An 18,345-nucleotide genomic window follows, 5' to 3' on the forward strand; every position below is an offset into this window, starting at 1 on the left:
GTGTTCCTCCAAATCTTTACGCATTTCCCCGCTACACTGGAATTCCACTTTCTTTTTCTGCACTCAAGTCCCCCAGTTTCCAATGACCCTCCACGGTGAAGCCGTGGGCTTTCACATCAGACTTAAGACCCACCTGCGCGCGCTTTACGCCCAATAATTCGGGACAACGCTTGCCACCTACGTATTACCGCGGCTGCTGGCACGTAGTTAGCCGTGGCTTTCTGGGTAGGTACCGTCAAGGTGCCGCCTTATTCAAACGGCACTTGTTCTTCCCTAACAACAGAGTTTTACGATCCGAAAACCTTCTTCACTCACGCGGCGTTGCTCCGTCAGACTTTCGTCCATTGCGGAAGATTCCCTACTGCTGCCTCCCGTAGGAGTCTGGGCCGTGTCTCAGTCCCAGTGTGGCCGATCACCCTCTCAGGTCGGCTACGCATCGTTGCCTTGGTGAGCCGTTACCTCACCAACTAGCTAATGCGCCGCGGGTCCATCTGTAAGTGATAGCTAAAAGCCACCTTTCAATTTTCGGTCATGCAACCAAAAATATTATCCGGTATTAGCTTCGGTTTCCCGAAGTTATCCCAGTCTTACAGGCAGGTTACCCACGTGTTACTCACCCGTCCGCCGCTAGGCCCGAAGGCCTCGCTCGACTTGCATGTATTAGGCACGCCGCCAGCGTTCGTCCTGAGCCAGGATCAAACTCTCCATAAAAAGTTTGAGCAAGCTCACTTGTTTTACACCGAAGTGTAAATTGTTTTTGTACCTCAAGGGTACTAATTTTAACGTTGACGTGTTGTCTTTTCAGTTTTCAAAGTTCAATCACCGTCGCCCTTGAGCGACTTTTATATCTTACAACTTTCAGTCCGAGAAGTCAACATCTTTTTAGTAAGTTTTTTCGTTCGTTCTGATCGTTGTTGTTGCGCTTTGTTTTGCGGCAACGAATAATAATATACCACCATTATTCAGACGGTGCAACACTTTTTTACAAAGAATTAATATTTTTATTCAACTAATTTTATAATCTTAATTTATAAAGGTTTTTCTTGTGATTGAAAGCTATATATAGTAGATAAAGGGCAAATCTAATCATCTTACTTTACTTGTTTCTACTATAAATACTATTTCAATATATAGATCAATCTTATATATAATAAAAAACCTCCAGGTCACGAGACCTAGAGATTTTTATAGAAAGATTAATCACGATGACGCATTAATGGGAACAATAATACGTCACGGATAGATGGTGAGTTTGTCAAAAGCATCACTAGTCGATCAATTCCAATACCTAGTCCACCAGTTGGAGGCATACCGTATTCTAAGGCTTCAATAAAATCATCATCCATCATATGAGCTTCATCATTACCTTCCTCGCGTTCTTTTAGCTGTGCTTCAAAACGCTCGCGTTGGTCAATTGGATCGTTCAATTCAGTAAACGCATTCGCGTGCTCTCGTCCTACAATGAATAGCTCGAAACGATCCGTGAAGCGTGGATCTTCATCATTTTTCTTAGCAAGTGGAGAGATTTCAACCGGGTGACCATAAATAAATGTAGGTTGAATTAACTTATCTTCTACGCGCTGCTCGAAAAATTCGTTTACTACATGTCCATATTGCATCGTGTCTTTGATTTCAATTCCGTGTTCTTTTGCTAAAGCACGAGCTTCTTCATCGGTCATTTCTTTCCAGAAATCTACGCCTGTATGTTCTTTAACAGCATCAACCATATGAAGACGAGTCCACTTTGGCGCTAATTCTACTGAATAGTCACCGTAAGGTACAGTTGTCGTTCCTAATACCTCTTGTGCAATATGAGCGACTAGGTTTTCTGTTAGCTCCATGATATCGTTATAATCTGCATAAGCTTCATATAGCTCTATCATTGTAAATTCAGGGTTATGTCGCGTTGAAACACCCTCATTACGGAATACTCGTCCAATTTCATATACCTTTTCAAGTCCACCAACGATTAGGCGTTTTAAGTGGAGCTCAATGGCAATACGCATAAATAACGGCATATCTAATGCATTATGATGCGTTGTGAACGGGCGAGCAGATGCTCCACCTGCAATACTATGCATCATAGGTGTTTCTACTTCTAGATAGCCATTAGAATCTAAGTAGCGTCTCATCGACTGGATAATGCGACTTCTCGCAATAAACGTTTCACGGCTCTCTTGATTTGTAATTAAATCTAGATAACGTTGGCGGTATCTTTGCTCTACGTCTTTAAGACCGTGATATTTCTCTGGAAGTGGACGAAGTGCTTTGGTTAACAATTCAAAGCTCGTTACCTTAATCGAAAGTTCGCCTACTTTTGTTTTAAAAACAGTTCCAGCAACTCCGACTAAGTCCCCTAGATCTGCTTGTTTGAATAGCTCGTATGCTTCTTCTCCGACAGCATCTTGACGAACATATAGCTGAATTTGACCAGTTAGATCTTGAATATGTGTGAAACCTGCTTTCCCTTTACCACGCTTTGTCATAATACGACCAGCAATTGCAACAGAAGCATTTTTCTCTTCAAGCTCGTCCTTTTCAATGTCAGCGTATTGTGTTTTTATATCTTCAGAAAGATGAGTTCTTTCGAAACGTTTACCAAATGGATCCTTCCCACTTGCACGTAAGCTTTCCATCTTATCGCGACGCACCCGCAGTTGATCATTTAATTCTTCATGGATCATTGTCTTCACTCCAATGCTTTTTTAATACTCTACATGTATTCTATTTATACTTTACCATTTTACACAAATGAAAGGGTTGGCACACCCTTTTACCTGTAAATGGAGAAGAAAAATGTGTAGTCCGAATTATTTTAACGCAAAAGAAAAAAAGTCGCCACATTTAATGACGACTTCCTTTTGCGTTAACCTACGGAAATCACAGGTTCAAGTTCTTCCGCTTGCTCAACTAATCCATCTAGTACAGCTACTAGGTCATGACGAGTGTTACTTTCATTCACAGCATTGCGGAATTTCCCGTTACCGCGAATACCTTTCAGATACCAGGCAGCATGTTTTCTCATTTCCCGTACAGCAACATGTTCACCTTTTAGATTGATTAATCGGTCTAGGTGGAGTTTACATACATCAATTTTCTCACGAGCACCCGGTTCGTCTATTAGCTGTCCTGTCTCAAGGTATTTCACTGTACGATAGATCATCCATGGGTTTCCTAAAGCAGCTCTACCGATCATCACTCCATCAGCACCTGTTTCATCTAGCATACGTTTAGCATCTTGTGGAGTTTGGACATCACCGTTACCGATGACAGGAATACCAACAGATTGTTTCACTTCACGAATGATATCCCAATTCGCTTCACCTTCATACATCTGAACGCGAGTGCGACCATGCAAGGAAACAGCTTGACCACCAGCACGTTCGATCATACGCGCATTTTCGACTGCATATATATGATCCTCGTCCCAACCCATTCTCATCTTAACTGTTACCGGTTTATCTACTGCATCTACTACAGCAGCTACCATCTCATATATTTTATTAGGGTCTAACAGCCATTTTGCACCCGCGTCACATTTTGTGATCTTCGGTACAGGACATCCCATATTAATATCGATGATGGCGGCGTTTGAATGTTTATCAACAAACTTTGCCGCTTCAACTAGCGTTTCTTTTTCTCCACCAAAGATTTGTAAGCTTAGGGGATATTCTCGTTCATCTATATAAAGCATATTCATCGTCTTGGCATTTTGTAAGACAATCCCTTTATCACTTACCATCTCTGCGCAAACAAGTCCCGCTCCAAATTCTTTCACCGTTAGGCGAAAGGCTGAGTTACATACTCCTGCCATCGGGGCAAGTATAACGCGGTTGTCTAGTTGGATGTCTCCAATTTTAAGCATTTGGTTACCTCCTTTATTCGTTTGTCATTTATAAATCTGGAGGAATTAAGTCCTGATACGGAATGTTCAATACTTCTGTTACTTTATGAATGAGCTCAGCTGAGGGCATACGGTTACCCCGTTCAACTTCCCCTAAGACTGAAACAGACACTCCCAGTTCCTTTGCAAAATCCTCTTGTGTAAATCCTTTTAGCTTTCGATAAGCACGTATTCGTCTTCCCCATTTATCTGCTTCCATAACTGAACTCCTTTTGTATTCGGTAATGTTTTTAACACCTCATAGGCAGGTATGTTCATCTTCGGAATGGTTATCTCTGGGGTAAGTTCTAGAAGCGGTATAAGGACAAATGCCCTTTCATGCATCCGAGGATGAGGGATTATGAGCTTCTCCGTTTCCCTATTCTCATGATTATATAATAAAATGTCAAGGTCTATGGTTCTCGGCCCCCACTTCAACTCTCGCTTTCGACCTAGGTCTTGCTCTACCTCTAAACAAAAGTCTAAAAGCTCTTCTGGAGACAAGTTCGTCTGAATCTTCACCACAAGATTTAAGAAGCTTCCTTGATCGACATATCCAACCGGTTCTGTTTCATAAATAGAGCTTGTCGTAAGAAACGAGATGTTTGGATGGTTTTTCATCGCGGCAATCGCACACCAAAGGTAGTATTCACGATCTCCTAGATTGGTTCCCAATGATAAATACGCTATATTCATAGGCTTCTCCCTCTCGTAATCTCAATTGCCACGTATTTATAGTGTCCCGGAATAGGGGGGTCAGGCTTTATTAGCTTCACTGTAACCTGCTGTATACCCAAATATTTTTGTAGAAGAGTAGACGCAATCTTCTCTGCTACCGCTTCTACTAGCTTAAATGGTTGGCCCTCTACTATATCACGGCACTCGTTATATAACTCTCCGTAATTAATGGAGTCGTGTAAATCATCCGATTCGCCCGCTTTTTGCAACGAAACATGGACAGTTAGATCTACTTCAAATCGCTGACCTAGCTTTGTTTCTTCTGGAAAGACCCCATGATATCCATAAAACTTCATACCTTGTACGATAATTTTATCCATGCCACTCCCTCTTTCCTGTTAAAACATCCATCATTTTGACGGTTCTCTTCGTTTCTTTTACATCATGAACGCGGACGATATGACAGCCTTTTTGTATCCCGTAGCTCACTGTAGCAAGCGAGCCTTCTAGCCGTTCATCTACAGGTAAGTCTAACACATGACCAATCAAAGATTTTCTGGAAGTTCCTAGTAAAACGGGAAACCCAAGGCTCACCACTCTATCTAAAAGCTGCATCATTTGAATGTTCTGCTGTACATCTTTTGCAAAACCAATACCAGGGTCTAGAATGATTTGATTATTCGCTACGCCAGCTTCTCTGCAAATGGCAATACTTTCGTATAATTCATATAAAACCTCTTGCTCAAACGATTCATAGTGACTGTCTACTCTGTTGTGCATCACAATAATCGGAACACCATAATGAGCAGCCACTTTGGCAATTCCAGGCTCTCGTTTCGCACCCCATACATCATTAATGATACTTGCGCCTGCTTCCACCGCCTGTCTCGCTACCTCTTCTTTATACGTATCAATCGAAATAGGTACGGAAATCTCTTGGCTTAACCGCTGGATAACAGGAATAACTCGTGCTATTTCTTCTTCCTGGTCAACTGGAAGATGCCCCGGTCTAGTTGATTCCCCGCCCACATCAATAATATCCGCACCTTCTGCTATCATTTCTTTTACTCTTGTTACCGCTTCTTCTAGTCTAGTAAACTTACCGCCATCAGAAAAACTATCAGGGGTAAGGTTCAAAATCCCCATCACGAGCGTTTCCTTCTCTATATTTAACATATATTGACCAGCTTTCATCTCTCTATTCCCCCCTTACTTCAAATCGACTCCACGTCCGCTGAGTATAACGCTCATATTGTTCCATTAAAGAAGTCGTCACCTTACCTGATAACCCTGGTCGCTCTAGGCCGTTACATTCATTTATTGCGACAATCCCCTGAACCGAATTGGTCACAAACAATTCTTCACACTTTTCAAGATCTTCACTCCGAACCCACACTGTTTCAACCTCAAGTCCCATGGATTTCCCAAGCTCCATTACAAATTCGCGTGTTACTCCATTTAAGATACCCGTATCCAGTACCGGTGTAAGCAGACGACCATTTTTCACCAAGAATATATTCGACGTAATTCCTTCCGCTACAAAGCCTTCAGCTGTAAGAAAAAGACCTTCTACTTCAGGCGTATCTTTAATTTCGCGTTTCCCTTCGATGTTATTCATATAGTGATGAGATTTTAATCGATATCTGGTTTCAGGGGTATTGCGAGGTAGAGTTAACACCTTCGCCCGCTTCTCTTTACTCATGTGAACGGGTAGCTCCTTCTGAAAACAAATCACCGTTGGTTCACGATAAGCGCTTGTCTGCAGACCTATCTCTCCAACACCACCCGATACATTGAATCGTATATAAGCATCCTGCAACTCATTCTTTTCTAATAAGCGCTGGACAATCTCACCTACTTCTTCCCTTGTAAAAGAACGCTCTATCTGCAGTTCTCGTAAGCTCCTATTTAATCGGTCAATATGATCGTCTAACAAAAAAGGATGACCCCCGTAGGTACGAAATGTTTCAAACACACCTACTCCGTACAAGAAACCATGATCAAATGGAGAGATTCTCGCTTCTTCTCCTTTTATATAGTCACCGTTCAAATACAAATACATAGGCTTTATTCCTTTGTATGTTGAAGCAAGAAGTTCTTCAACAGCACTTTCCCGTCTTCGGTCATGATAGACTCTGGATGAAATTGAACCCCTTCTACAGGTAAGCTCTTATGACGAATTCCCATGATTTCCCCTTCGGATGTTTCTGCTGTGATATCAAAGCAATCTGGTAGGGTTTCTTTCTTTACGATTAACGAGTGATAGCGAGTAGCTTCCAGTGGATTTTTTAATCCCTTGAAAACCCCTAGTCCTTGATGATACATCTTAGAGGTTTTTCCGTGCATCAAACGTTCAGCCCTGACTACATCGCCTCCAAAGCTTTGAGCTATGGCCTGATGTCCTAAACACACACCAAAAATCGGATACGTCCCTGAAAGCTTTTCTATAACCTCTAAACTTATGCCAGCATCGTTTGGAGTGCAAGGTCCTGGGGAAATCATGATTACCTTCGGACCGAGTTCATTAATCTCTTGTATCGAAATTTTATCGTTTCGCTTTACCACTAACTCTTCACCTAACTCACCGAGGTATTGAACTAGGTTATATGTGAACGAATCGTAATTATCTATCATGAGAATCATGGTGTGATGTCCGCCCCTTCTGCTAGCTGTTTCGCTTTCCATAATGCCTGTGCTTTTTTTAGCGATTCTTTATATTCATACTTTGGATTACTATCAATAACAACTCCAGCTCCCGCTTGTATATAGGCTTTCCCGTCTTTTACTAGCATGGTACGAATGACAATATTTAGCTCTATATCATGGTTGAAGCCTATCCACCCAATACTCCCCGTATACAATCCACGCCGGACGGGTTCAAGCTCTTCAATAATTTCCATTGTACGCACTTTAGGAGCTCCTGTGATCGTTCCTCCAGGAAACACGGCACGAATAAGATCAGCTTCGGTATGCTCTTCTGCTAATTCCCCTTGTACATTGGAAACGATATGCATAACATGTGAGTATTTTTCAATCACCATAAATTCATTCACTTCCACTGTCCCGTATCGGCACACTCGTCCTAAATCATTTCGTTCTAAGTCAACAAGCATCACATGCTCTGCTCGCTCTTTCTCATTGTGAATCAATTCATCTGCAAGCTTTTGATCTTCCTCTTCAGACCTACCTCGAGAGCGCGTCCCTGCTATTGGACGAGTACTAACTTTGTTTCCTGACTTTTTTATTAACAGCTCCGGAGACCCTGATACGATTTGGAATTCTTCCGTCTCCATATACGCCATGTAAGGAGAAGGGTTGAATTTTCGTAACTCTTCATACACCGAAATCGGCTTTGCGTGTAACTCTTGATCTTGTCTCACAGACAAATTCACTTGAAACACATCTCCTGCACTAATGTATTCCTGTATCTTTCGTACAGCCTCACCAAACTGCTCTTCTGTAAAAGAAGGTGTAATAGGGGTACTAGTAGACTTCCCGTACTCCACTTCACTATGGTACGGAACCCTCCAGCGTTCTACTTCCTCCTGCCAACATAAACTATTCTCATCGGTTAAGCTCATTACATATAAAAGTTCTTCACTGTGATCATAAACAACCCAATCCTTAAAGGCTAAAAAATATAAATAAGGTACGTCCACATCAGCACTAGAAGAAGTAGGCAGCTCCTCAATATTTCTGGCATAATCATACGAGATAAAACCAATAACGCCACCCTGGAAATCCGGAAGGTCACCTACCACATCAGTTTCATACCTCTTCATCCACACTTGCATTTCAACTAAAGGATCTCCCATTCTCTCTTCCGTTCCATCCTCCGTTATGATATGTAATCGGTTCTCTTCTCCTTTTAAAATGGTAAATGGTCGAATACCTGCAATACTATAGGTTCCTCCGCGACCACTCTCTAACAGGACAGATTGAGCGCTTTTATCCTGTCTATTCTTATATCTGTTAAAAAATTCTTCTTTTGTCATTGATAACGTATCGTATTTCAACACACTTTTCATTACTCCCACTCCCTACACCCCTGCTTAAAGAACATTATTCTCTCAGTATGTTCGGATTCCTACCTCTTTACACACTTGCTCATTTCACGAGCGATATGCCTCTATTTTATCAAACATATGAGGGAAATAGCATGTAAGAGAAGTAGTGGGACAAAAATATTCCACCTTACGGCGAACCCCTATATGAAAAAAGGGCCCTTCTCTTAAGAAAGGCCCTTTCTATATGTTATTCATCAAATTGATAGAGCGGTGTACTTAAGTATCGTTCACCGTTACTTGGAATAATGGCCAGTACTTTTTTGCCTTTCCCAAGCTCTTTGGCCACTTTTAAAGCAGCTGAAATAGCTGCGCCAGATGAGATTCCGCCTAGGATCCCTTCCTCTTTGGCTGCTTTTCTAGCGTACTCGAATGCTTCTTCATTCGCTACTTTAATAACTCCGTCATACACTTCAGTGTTTAAGATGTCAGGTACAAACCCCGCCCCAATACCTTGTATTTTATGAGGACCTGGTTGCCCTCCTGATAATACAGGGGAATCTGTTGGTTCAATGGCATATAGCTTGATTGCTGGGAAATGGTTCTTCAGCACTTCCCCAGCACCTGTAATCGTTCCACCTGTACCAATCCCAGCAACAAACGCATCCAGTTGATCCATTTGCTTCACAATTTCTTGCCCAGTCGTTTCACGGTGTACTTTCGGATTGGCTTCATTTTTAAACTGCTGAGGCATGAAATATCCTTTGGCCTTTGCTAGCTCTTCCGCTTTGCGGATGGCACCACCCATACCTTCAGAACCAGGGGTTAATACTAATTCCGCTCCGTACGCTTGTAATAGGTTACGTCTCTCCATGCTCATCGTATCTGGCATAACAAGCACTGACTTATACCCTTTCGCTGCCGCTACCATCGCAAGTCCAATACCAGTATTTCCACTCGTTGGTTCAATGATTGTATCTCCACTAGCTAAAACACCTTCTGCTTCAGCCGCTTCAATCATTGCTAGTGCAATTCGGTCTTTCACTGAACTTCCAGGATTAAAGTATTCTAGCTTTAAATACACATCTGCAGATTCTTCTTCTACTAGTCTGTTTAACTTAACAATAGGTGTTTGTCCGATCAGCTCTGTAATTGAGTTCGCTACTCTTACCATCTTCCACCACTCCTAATCCCAACCCTTTTGGTCGGCTTTTTTAAAATGTACCAATCTTGTGGGTATTCTGTCAAATTGTATGTACAGACGATAGAAAAAAAGACAGCATCAAGCTATCTTTTTTGATCATAAAACGTTTGAACATCAAATTCGTCGTAAAACATCCCAACAGAAACCGGAGATGACCGCACTTCTTTTGCAAGCTTCCGTTCAATATAACCACTAACTTCCTTCAAGCTATACGACGTCCCTTTTTCTATCTGATGAACATACACAATCGCATACTCTTCGCCCCACTGGAATACATTAGACCATTTACCTGCCTTCACACCTTTGACCTCTTCCCACATTTCTTCAGGATAAAGGGTATTTCCGTAAAATAAAAAGCCTATCTTTCCGCCGGCTTCGGCACTATAAGGGTCAGTGGACTGCTCTCGTGCTAAACTCTCAAAATCAGCTCCCGTTGAAAGCTCAGCCACAATACGTTTCCCGTCCTTTAAACTAGGCACTTTGATTAAGGAAAGATCATATTTATCAGGAACTTCAAATAAATGTTGATTGGTTTTATAGTAGGACTCTATGTCTGATTGGMTAATATTTACATCCTTACTAACAAGCTTCTGAAATAAAAGGTCATAATAGATAGCTCGCTCTCTTTCCTGTTTTTCCTTCCGATAAATCAGAAGGCAGGATAAGGTCAGTAAGAGACTCTTCTAGTGCGAYTTCTTCTTTTGRAACGTTTAGATCATATCGCTCTGCAGCGAGATCTAACACACGCTCATCCACCAGCTCTTGAAGACTCTTCTCTCCCACTTCAGATTCCAACCGATAAAGCCAATCATTTCTTGTAATACGTTCTTCTCCTACAGTGGCAATAACCTCTTCATTTGCAGCTAAAAAGGACTGCTCTTGGATGACTGGATAAGCTTGTAACTGACTAGAAGAGTACCAACCAATTAATGTCACACAATTCGTTAGTAACAATATACCAATGAGCAAGGTTGTTCTCTTCATCTTCATCCCTTATTTCGCTTCTTTTTCCAACGCTTCAAGTTCTTCTTTTGAATAATTGTATACTTGGTTACAGAAGTGACACTGAGCTTCTGCAGAGCCTTCTTCCTCTATCATTGATCGAATTTCATTCGCACCTAATGAAACAATTGCGTCAGCAAAGCGCTCTTTTGAGCAGCGGCATTGGAATGCGACTGGCATCGTATCAAGGATTTTCATCTGATCTTCACCAAGCAGTTCATATAGAAGCTCTTCTGGTGTTAAACCTTTTTGGATCAGTTCAGAAACAGGAGCGATTGATTTTAAACGCTCTTCAATTTTCACAATCGTTTCCTCATCCGTATTCGGCAATAGCTGAATGATGAATCCACCAGCAGCAAGAATGGAATTATCCGGGTTTACCAAAACTCCTAGACCAACTGAAGAAGGTACTTGCTCAGATGTTACAAAGTAATACGTAAAGTCTTCCCCAAGCTCACCTGACACAAGAGGTACTTGACCAGAGAATTTCTCTTTTAACCCTAAATCTTTGACGACGGTGATAAAACCATTTTTACCAACAGCGGCCCCAACATTTAGTTTCCCTTCTTGGAAACGTTCTTCAATATGAGTTCGAGGATTGGCAACATATCCGCGCACTTCCCCTTTTGCATTACTATCAATAATCATGTGACCGAGTGGACCGTCGGCTTCTATTTTAATGGTAATAAGGTCATCACCCTTCATCATGGCACCCATCATAACGCCTGCTGTCATGGAACGACCTAACGCAGCCGATGCCGTTGGCCATGTTTGGTGGCGTTTTGTGCCTCCCCTACAGTATCTGTTGTTCGTACAGCGTATGCTCTAACCTTGCCATCAAAAGCAAGTGCCCTTACTAAATAATCTGACATTCTTATTCTCCTTTACTAATCCCTTGATTACGCTCATAGATTAAACGCAATCCTTTTAATGTTAAGAACGGATCGACTACATCAATCTCTTCTGATTCCTCAGCAATCAATGTGGCTAATCCTCCTGTTGCAATGACTAACGGTACTTCTTTGCTTTGCTTTTTCATTTTCGAAACAATACCATCAACCTGTCCTACATAGCCATATAATATACCAGCTTGCATAGCAGCAACCGTACTTTTCCCAATGATGCTATCCGGTTTCGCTATTTCAATTCTAGGTAGCTTTGCTGCTTTCGAATAGAGGGCTTCTGTTGATATATTTATTCCCGGGGCAATAGCGCCTCCCATATATTCTTTGTTTTCATTCACAAAGCAATACGTCGTCGCTGTCCCAAAATCCACAATAATAAGAGGACCACCGTACTCAGCTGTGCCTGCCACCGCATTCACAATACGGTCTGCTCCCACTTCTTTCGGATTATCATATTTAATGTTTAATCCCGTTTTCACACCAGGACCCACTACAATTGGTTTTAATTTAAAATACTTTTCACACATACGCTCTAGTGAAAACATAATAGGTGGAACCACAGAGGAAATAATGACTCCTTCAAAATCTTCAAAGCGAAGGTTTACATGAGTAAAAAGTTCTTTAATCATCATCCCGTACTCGTCTTCACTTTTAAAACGATTCGTTTCCATTCTCCAGTGATACGTTAATTCTCCGTTGTTATATACCCCTAATACAATATTCGTATTGCCTACATCTAATACAAAAATCATCCAAATCCACCACACTCATCTAAATGTTCATTAATGCCACCATCATACCATTATATGTTTAAAAAAAGAACCAAGACGCCCAATCTCATGAAATTTCACAGAAAAAAGGTACCCATTCTGGGCACCTTTGTGATTATGCTTTTGGTGACTCATCGTCCGAAGATGGAGTTTCTGCATCCTCTTTCTTTTGGATGTTTACTTTTACACCATCTACTGAATCTGAATCAGATGTACTTACTTTGCGCTCTGGAAGTGTTCCTTGTTCATGTAAATGCTTAATTTGCTGAGCATCTAATGTTTCTACTTCAAGAAGCGTATTGGCAATAAGGTTTAGCTTATCTTTGTGCTCTGTCAAGATTTGCTTCGCACGTTCGTAGCTTTCCTTAATAATGCGTTGAATTTCTGTGTCGATGTCATACGCAATTTTATCGGAGTAGTTTTGTTCGCTGTTAATGTCGCGACCTAAGAACACTTGACCACCCTGCGCTTGACCGAACTGAAGTGGTCCAAGCTTATCACTCATACCGTATTCTGTTACCATCTTACGCGCAATATTCGTCGCACGCTGGAAGTCATTGTGAGCACCAGTCGATACTTCACCAAACGTAATTTCTTCTGCGACACGGCCTCCTAGTAATCCTACGATCTTATCTAGTAGTTCCGGTTTTGTCATAAAGTAACGATCTTCTTTTGGAAGCATAACGGCATATCCGCCCGCTTGACCACGAGGGACAATCGTAACTTTGTGGACCATTTCGGCTTCGTCTAAGATTAAACCAATCACCGTATGACCAGCCTCATGGAACGCAACAATATTACGTTCTTTTTTAGAAACCACTCGACTCTTTTTAGCAGGACCTGCAATAACACGGTCTGTTGCTTCATCGATGTCTGTCATATCTACTTTTTTCTTTATTTTGACGAGCAGCTACAAGAGCAGCTTCATTTAATAAGTTCTCAAGATCCGCACCAGAGAAGCCAGGCGTTCTCATGGCGATGGCCTTTAAGTCAACATGCTCATCTAACGGTTTGTTACGAGCGTGAACTTTAAGGACCGCTTCACGACCATTTACATCTGGGCGATCTACTGTAATTTGACGGTCAAAACGTCCTGGACGTAATAATGCTGGGTCTAGAATATCTGGGCGGTTCGTTGCTGCAACAATAATGATTCCTTCATTCGCACCAAAACCATCCATTTCAACAAGGAGCTGATTTAAGGTTTGCTCCCTCTCATCGTGACCTCCACCTAATCCGGCACCACGTTGACGTCCAACTGCATCAATTTCATCAATAAAGATAATACAAGGCGCATTCTTCTTCGCATTTTCGAATAGATCACGTACACGAGACGCCCCTACCCCAACGAACATTTCTACGAAGTCAGAACCTGAAATGGAGAAGAATGGTACTCCTGCTTCTCCTGCTACTGCTCTAGCAAGTAAAGTTTTACCTGTCCCTGGAGGTCCTACTAATAGTACCCCTTTTGGAATACGAGCACCTAGCTCAGCGAATTTACGAGGGTCTTTTAAGAACTCAACAACCTCAACAAGTTCCGCTTTTTCTTCATCGGCACCTGCTACATCTTTAAAGCGAACTTTTTTCTTTTCTTCGCTATATAGCTTCGCTTTACTCTTACCGAAGTTCATCACTCGGCTTCCTCCACCTTGAGCTTGGTTCAATAGGAAGAAGAATAAAATAAAGATAATGATGAAAGGAATAATGGTCGTTAAGAACGATACCCAACCATTTGCTTCATCTGCTGGTAATGTTTCAACTTTGATGTTTTGTTCCTTCGCAAGGCTGTAGAAGTCTTCTACAACTCCAGATGCAGGAATTAGGTTTGTAATGAATAACTCCCCTTCTTCTGCGCCTTTCATTTTTCCGACAACCTCATAAACCCCTCGCTCAGGCTGAACAGTAAAGCTTTCCACCTCACCGTTTACAACAGCTTGTTCAAACTCTGTAGTGCTTATGTTCTTAGTCGGATTAGCACCGCTATTAAAATAGCTGACCACTCCGATAATCACAAGAAATATTAATAGATAAAAAAAGGTGTTTCTAATAATTCGATTCATCCCTTACCTCCTCCCACGGTCAAAAACTACATCAAATAGTATCATACTGATTCTCGTGGTTTCAATTATTTCCATGCGGGTGACTGGCTTTTTCCATTATACTCTAGTAGACGTCTATTATTCTCCTGTAGAGTATACTTCTGGCTTTAATACTCCGATATAAGGTAGATTGCGGTACTTCTCGATGTAATCTAAGCCGTAGCCAACGACGAACTCATCTGGAACGATAAATCCTACATAGTCCGCTTCGATATCCGCTTTTCTACCAGATGGTTTGTCTAATAAAGTAACAATTTTAATGGACTTTGCTTTTCTGTAGCGGAACAACTCAGCTAAATAGCTAAGCGTTAAACCGGAATCAATAATATCCTCAACAATTAGGATATCGCGACCTTCTACTTTTGTATCTAGGTCTTTTACGATTTTCACTTCACCTGTTGATACAGTAGAAGCACCGTAGCTAGACACGTCCATAAAGTCCATTTCAAGATACGCGTCTACACGTTTTAGAAGATCACCCATAAAAGGCATAGCACCTTTTAATACGCACACAACTAATGGAAATTTATCTTGATAATCATCCGTTAATTGTGCCCCAAGTTCTCTAATCTTTCCTTGAATTTCTTCCTCTGAAAATAATACCTTTTCGATATCTTGTTTCATCTTAACTGCTGCCCCCTAGAAGATTTACTGATAGAGTAGATGAAGATCCTTCTTGCTAGTCGGAGAATCATAAATGTTGACTGATTTTCGAATACCGGGGATCCAAAGTAGCTTGCCCGTTTGATCAAAGATTAATGGCCACGTATTACGTAAAGATATCGGTACTTTTTCATCAATAAAGATATCTTTCACCTTTTTACTTCCATTCAAACCTTTCACCTGCATTCGATCGCCAGGCTTTCGTGAACGTATGACTAGTGGCAAAGAAATTTCTTCCGGTTTTAAATAAACACCACTCTGTTTGACTCCTTCTGTTATAGCAAGAGAGAGCACTTTCCCATCTGTTAAGGAAATGGTTTCTCCTACTCCTAGCTCCCTTTCATCATCGATTCGTTTAGTAGTAGAAGAGAAAGAAAAAATAAGGCAGTTATACGATTTCTCCACTGTTAACTTGCGAGGAAAATCCAGTGAGCCTGAAGGGTGTGGTTTAGATATAAGATCTAACACATCATCAATATGTATAGCCGACAGAGTAAGTGGCTTATGTTGATAAAGATAGTTTAATATTAGATGAATCCCTCTCCTTTGTAAAGGCAGAGGCATTGAACGATAGGCATCAATTTGTAGTTCTACACGATTCTCTCCAAAATATGTACATTTCTTCACGTTTAAAGAAGTTAACTCCCATAAATAGTCATCATCTTCCCTCTGTTCTTTTGAAAACCTCAGAAAATGTTCATGAACTTTTGGGTTTTCAGACTTTAAAAATGGTAGGGTATGTAATCTAAACCGATTTCTCGTGTAATCCTCTTTTTGATTACTAGGGTCTTCTCTATACGGTATACGATGATGTTGTACAAACGAATAAATGTCATCTTTCGTAAGAGGTAAGAGTGGGCGAATGAGAGGATATCCATGAAAATCACGTGTAATAGGAATTCCGTATCCCTTCGATGTACCACCTCTTGTTAATCCCATTAATACCGTTTCAACTTGATCATCACCGTGTTGTCCTAATGCTAGAACGGTTGCCTTGACCGCCTTGAGTGTTTCTAAAAAAGCACCGTATCTCATGTCCCGCGCAACTTGCTGCAGGCTTCCTTTTTGGGCAGTTAAAGCATGCTTAACATTTACCTGCTTACCTACAAAAGAAATTCCATGCTGCTCACAATACGCCCGTACAAATTCTAAATCCTGATAAGATTCCTCCCCCCTTAACATATGGTCCACTGTTACAACGGTAATTTTTAATTCCTTTTCTTTTTGCAAGGCCATCAGCATAGATAGAAGCATCATGGAATCCGCTCCACCTGAAACACCCACGAGAACATGTTCCTCGCCCATTAATAGGCGCTCCTTATCTATGAACTGGCGCACTTTCATTTCACTATTCACTAGTCTATTCTCCTAATGCTAGAGTTATTCCCTCTTCATCAAGAGGAAATAATGGTATGAAAAGATTATAACAATTCCCCGTAAATATATAAAAGATAAAGAACAGACATAATAGAAAGAACTAAAACCGTTTCTGTCATAGCCCCTCGTTTTTGCCTTGTACTCCTGCGCTCCTGTCTAGTTGGTGCCGAATTCCTCTGGTTCGTAGGAGCCGACACCTGCGCATGGTGTACTTTTCTCACCTTTCGGTCATGGTCTTGCTTTTTTTGGACAATCTGAAGAAGGTCTTGTCGCATCGTTTTCGCCGTAGAGTATCGCCCCTGAAGTCCATTTAGCATCCATTTTTTATATGGATGTAATTCTTGCTTCTGGTCAATCGCCCTTTCTAATTGCGATAAGCCCATCTCCTTCCTTTGAAATCTTGTAGGATAAGCTGTATTGAGGAAAATCATAGAAACAGCAAACAAATCATATGTCGGCTCAGCTTTTCTAGACCCCATCCCCCAGTAGCCACGGTCGAAAAACTCCGTAAACTCTTTAATCGCTCTTCCTTGTTGTGTCGTTCCACCAACGTCAATACAGCGTATTTTGACTGGATGATGAGAGATGATTAAATTTTCCGGCTTCAAATCACCAAATACCCATCCGTTCTGATGGAGTGAATCGAGATTGGATAACAATTGTAAAATAAGAATAGGAGACCAAGTGGCCCCCCTCATTCGAATAAAATCTAGAAGATCCGGCCCATGAATATATTCCATGACATAAAATGAAAAGGTCTTTCCATTCCACAGCAAATCATCGACATCCACTAACTCTGGACCTAAAACCGATTTTTTATCTTTTGAAAAAGCTTTCAGCACATTAACCTCAGAAGTAATCGTGTAGCTCGTATCACTTACTTTTAAGGCTTGTCTTTCTCCTTTTTCATCCTTCACCAAAAATACAGTACCGTTTGCTCCGTATCCCAGCTCTTTCAGTATCCAATAAGACTGATGATGCCACTTTCCTCTAATGTGTGTCCCTGGTGGGAAATTAAATGGTTTCTTCAAAGTAGGATTCATCATCATGACTCAACAAACTCCTAAAGGAACGCTTTTTCTTGAAATGACCTATAGCTTCTTGTATAGCAGGACCGGTTGGTGTTATTCCTCCAGGCTTTAGCTTCGAAAAGACAGAAGTTAGGGATTCCAATTTTGGTGTCCAATCTAATAATCTTTCTACCTCTTGGTTTTTCCCAGGAAATATAAAGACAGAAAATTTATTTTCTCCCATTCTAGCATTTAAGCTAAGAGACAAATCTAAAAGTGCCTCTTTCACCATTGGAAGCTTATGCTTCATGCTCGCGCTTGTATCTACTAGTATGAGCACCTCCATACTAACCGATTCTCCCAATTCATCGACAACCTCCATTACCTCTCCGCGTTTTTCTGGAGGTAATTCTTCCACTGTAGAAGATTTCCCTAGAATACTCTTTAACTGCTGATTCACCACCCCATGTAACGTTTGAGTCATTGCTTTTCTTGTGACCATCTGCACAGTCTGTGATAAATTTTTCGCATAGACAATTTGGCTCACTCCACCCCCTGATGTCGCAATCCCTTCAATTTCACTCATGCCCTTTTCATCAATTGTATCGTTATCCATTACACCTATAACATTAATCGTTAAACCTTGTTCATAAGCAAGCGCCGCCATAGCCACAGGATCTCCACCTGAATTGGAGCACCCATCCGTTAGTAATAAAATTTGTTTGATGGTACCTACACTCATCTTTTTCC

General features: G+C 41.3%; 17 protein-coding genes, 1 rRNA gene and 2 pseudogenes. All 20 read right to left on the minus strand.

Translation table 11 applies throughout. From position 1 onward, the window contains the following. Positions 1-711 (minus strand): 16S ribosomal RNA (locus tag M44_RS00305); the annotation flags it as partial. Between the two features lie 485 nt (positions 712-1,196). Continuing rightward, positions 1,197-2,684 (minus strand): lysine--tRNA ligase, encoded by a 1,488-nt coding sequence (gene lysS / locus M44_RS00310; RefSeq protein ID WP_029326654.1) that lies wholly within the window; start codon positions 2,682-2,684, stop codon positions 1,197-1,199. 182 nt (positions 2,685-2,866) lie between these two features. Then, positions 2,867-3,865 (minus strand): tRNA dihydrouridine synthase DusB, encoded by a 999-nt coding sequence (gene dusB / locus M44_RS00315; protein ID WP_010169502.1) that lies wholly within the window; start codon positions 3,863-3,865, stop codon positions 2,867-2,869. 28 nt (positions 3,866-3,893) lie between these two features. Continuing rightward, the gene (locus tag M44_RS00320; protein ID WP_010169503.1) at positions 3,894-4,103 is read right to left on the minus strand and encodes a helix-turn-helix domain-containing protein; all 210 of its coding nucleotides are present in this window, start codon (positions 4,101-4,103) and stop codon (positions 3,894-3,896) included. After that, positions 4,055-4,579, minus strand: coding sequence for a 2-amino-4-hydroxy-6-hydroxymethyldihydropteridine diphosphokinase (gene folK / locus M44_RS00325; RefSeq protein ID WP_010169504.1), 525 nt, complete (start codon positions 4,577-4,579; stop codon positions 4,055-4,057). Before folK ends, M44_RS00320 begins: the two co-directional genes overlap by 49 nt. Continuing rightward, positions 4,576-4,941, minus strand: a complete 366-nt coding sequence (folB, locus tag M44_RS00330; RefSeq protein ID WP_010169505.1) for a dihydroneopterin aldolase — start codon at positions 4,939-4,941, stop codon at positions 4,576-4,578. The genes folK and folB overlap by 4 nt, the downstream gene beginning before the upstream one ends. Then, the gene (folP, locus tag M44_RS00335) at positions 4,934-5,755 is read right to left on the minus strand and encodes a dihydropteroate synthase (RefSeq protein ID WP_010169506.1); all 822 of its coding nucleotides are present in this window, start codon (positions 5,753-5,755) and stop codon (positions 4,934-4,936) included. Before folP ends, folB begins: the two co-directional genes overlap by 8 nt. Before the next feature lie 4 nt (positions 5,756-5,759). Continuing rightward, positions 5,760-6,623, minus strand: coding sequence for an aminodeoxychorismate lyase (pabC, locus tag M44_RS00340; protein WP_010169507.1), 864 nt, complete (start codon positions 6,621-6,623; stop codon positions 5,760-5,762). 5 nt (positions 6,624-6,628) lie between these two features. Further along, complete coding sequence (gene pabA, locus M44_RS00345; protein ID WP_010169508.1) at positions 6,629-7,204, minus strand: aminodeoxychorismate/anthranilate synthase component II; 576 nt, start codon at positions 7,202-7,204, stop codon at positions 6,629-6,631. Continuing rightward, positions 7,201-8,589 (minus strand): anthranilate synthase component I family protein, encoded by a 1,389-nt coding sequence (locus M44_RS00350; RefSeq protein WP_010169509.1) that lies wholly within the window; start codon positions 8,587-8,589, stop codon positions 7,201-7,203. Before M44_RS00350 ends, pabA begins: the two co-directional genes overlap by 4 nt. 226 nt (positions 8,590-8,815) lie before the next feature. Continuing rightward, positions 8,816-9,739: a cysteine synthase A gene (gene cysK, locus M44_RS00355; RefSeq protein WP_010169510.1), complete on the minus strand. Its 924-nt coding sequence runs from the start codon at positions 9,737-9,739 to the stop codon at positions 8,816-8,818. A gap of 113 nt (positions 9,740-9,852) precedes the next feature. Further along, positions 9,853-10,440: a peptidyl-prolyl cis-trans isomerase gene (locus tag M44_RS25685; protein WP_081447353.1), complete on the minus strand. Its 588-nt coding sequence runs from the start codon at positions 10,438-10,440 to the stop codon at positions 9,853-9,855. After that, complete coding sequence (locus M44_RS00365; protein WP_010169512.1) at positions 10,373-10,759, minus strand: SurA N-terminal domain-containing protein; 387 nt, start codon at positions 10,757-10,759, stop codon at positions 10,373-10,375. Before M44_RS00365 ends, M44_RS25685 begins: the two co-directional genes overlap by 68 nt. A gap of 3 nt (positions 10,760-10,762) precedes the next feature. Then, positions 10,763-11,643: pseudogene (gene hslO, locus M44_RS19435) on the minus strand (Hsp33 family molecular chaperone HslO). A gap of 2 nt (positions 11,644-11,645) precedes the next feature. Then, a complete protein-coding gene (locus M44_RS00375) occupies positions 11,646-12,428 on the minus strand; it encodes a type III pantothenate kinase (protein ID WP_010169518.1) in 783 nt (260 codons plus the stop codon). A 133-nt stretch (positions 12,429-12,561) separates the two neighbouring features. Then, positions 12,562-14,506: pseudogene (gene ftsH / locus M44_RS19440) on the minus strand (ATP-dependent zinc metalloprotease FtsH). A 117-nt stretch (positions 14,507-14,623) separates the two neighbouring features. After that, positions 14,624-15,169 (minus strand): hypoxanthine phosphoribosyltransferase, encoded by a 546-nt coding sequence (gene hpt / locus M44_RS00385; protein ID WP_010169520.1) that lies wholly within the window; start codon positions 15,167-15,169, stop codon positions 14,624-14,626. 24 nt (positions 15,170-15,193) lie between these two features. Further along, positions 15,194-16,564, minus strand: coding sequence for a tRNA lysidine(34) synthetase TilS (tilS, locus tag M44_RS00390; RefSeq protein WP_010169522.1), 1,371 nt, complete (start codon positions 16,562-16,564; stop codon positions 15,194-15,196). Between the two features lie 65 nt (positions 16,565-16,629). After that, positions 16,630-17,634 (minus strand): protein kinase domain-containing protein, encoded by a 1,005-nt coding sequence (locus M44_RS00395; RefSeq protein ID WP_010169524.1) that lies wholly within the window; start codon positions 17,632-17,634, stop codon positions 16,630-16,632. After that, positions 17,600-18,337 carry a VWA domain-containing protein gene (locus M44_RS00400; protein WP_010169526.1) on the minus strand — a complete coding sequence of 246 codons (738 nt, stop codon included), beginning with the start codon at positions 18,335-18,337 and terminating at the stop codon, positions 17,600-17,602. Before M44_RS00400 ends, M44_RS00395 begins: the two co-directional genes overlap by 35 nt. Positions 18,338-18,345: the final 8 nt, after the last annotated feature.

Source organism: Bacillus coahuilensis m4-4 (assembly GCF_000171615.1).
In the GTDB taxonomy this organism is placed as follows: domain Bacteria; phylum Bacillota; class Bacilli; order Bacillales; family Bacillaceae_K; genus Bacillus_T; species Bacillus_T coahuilensis.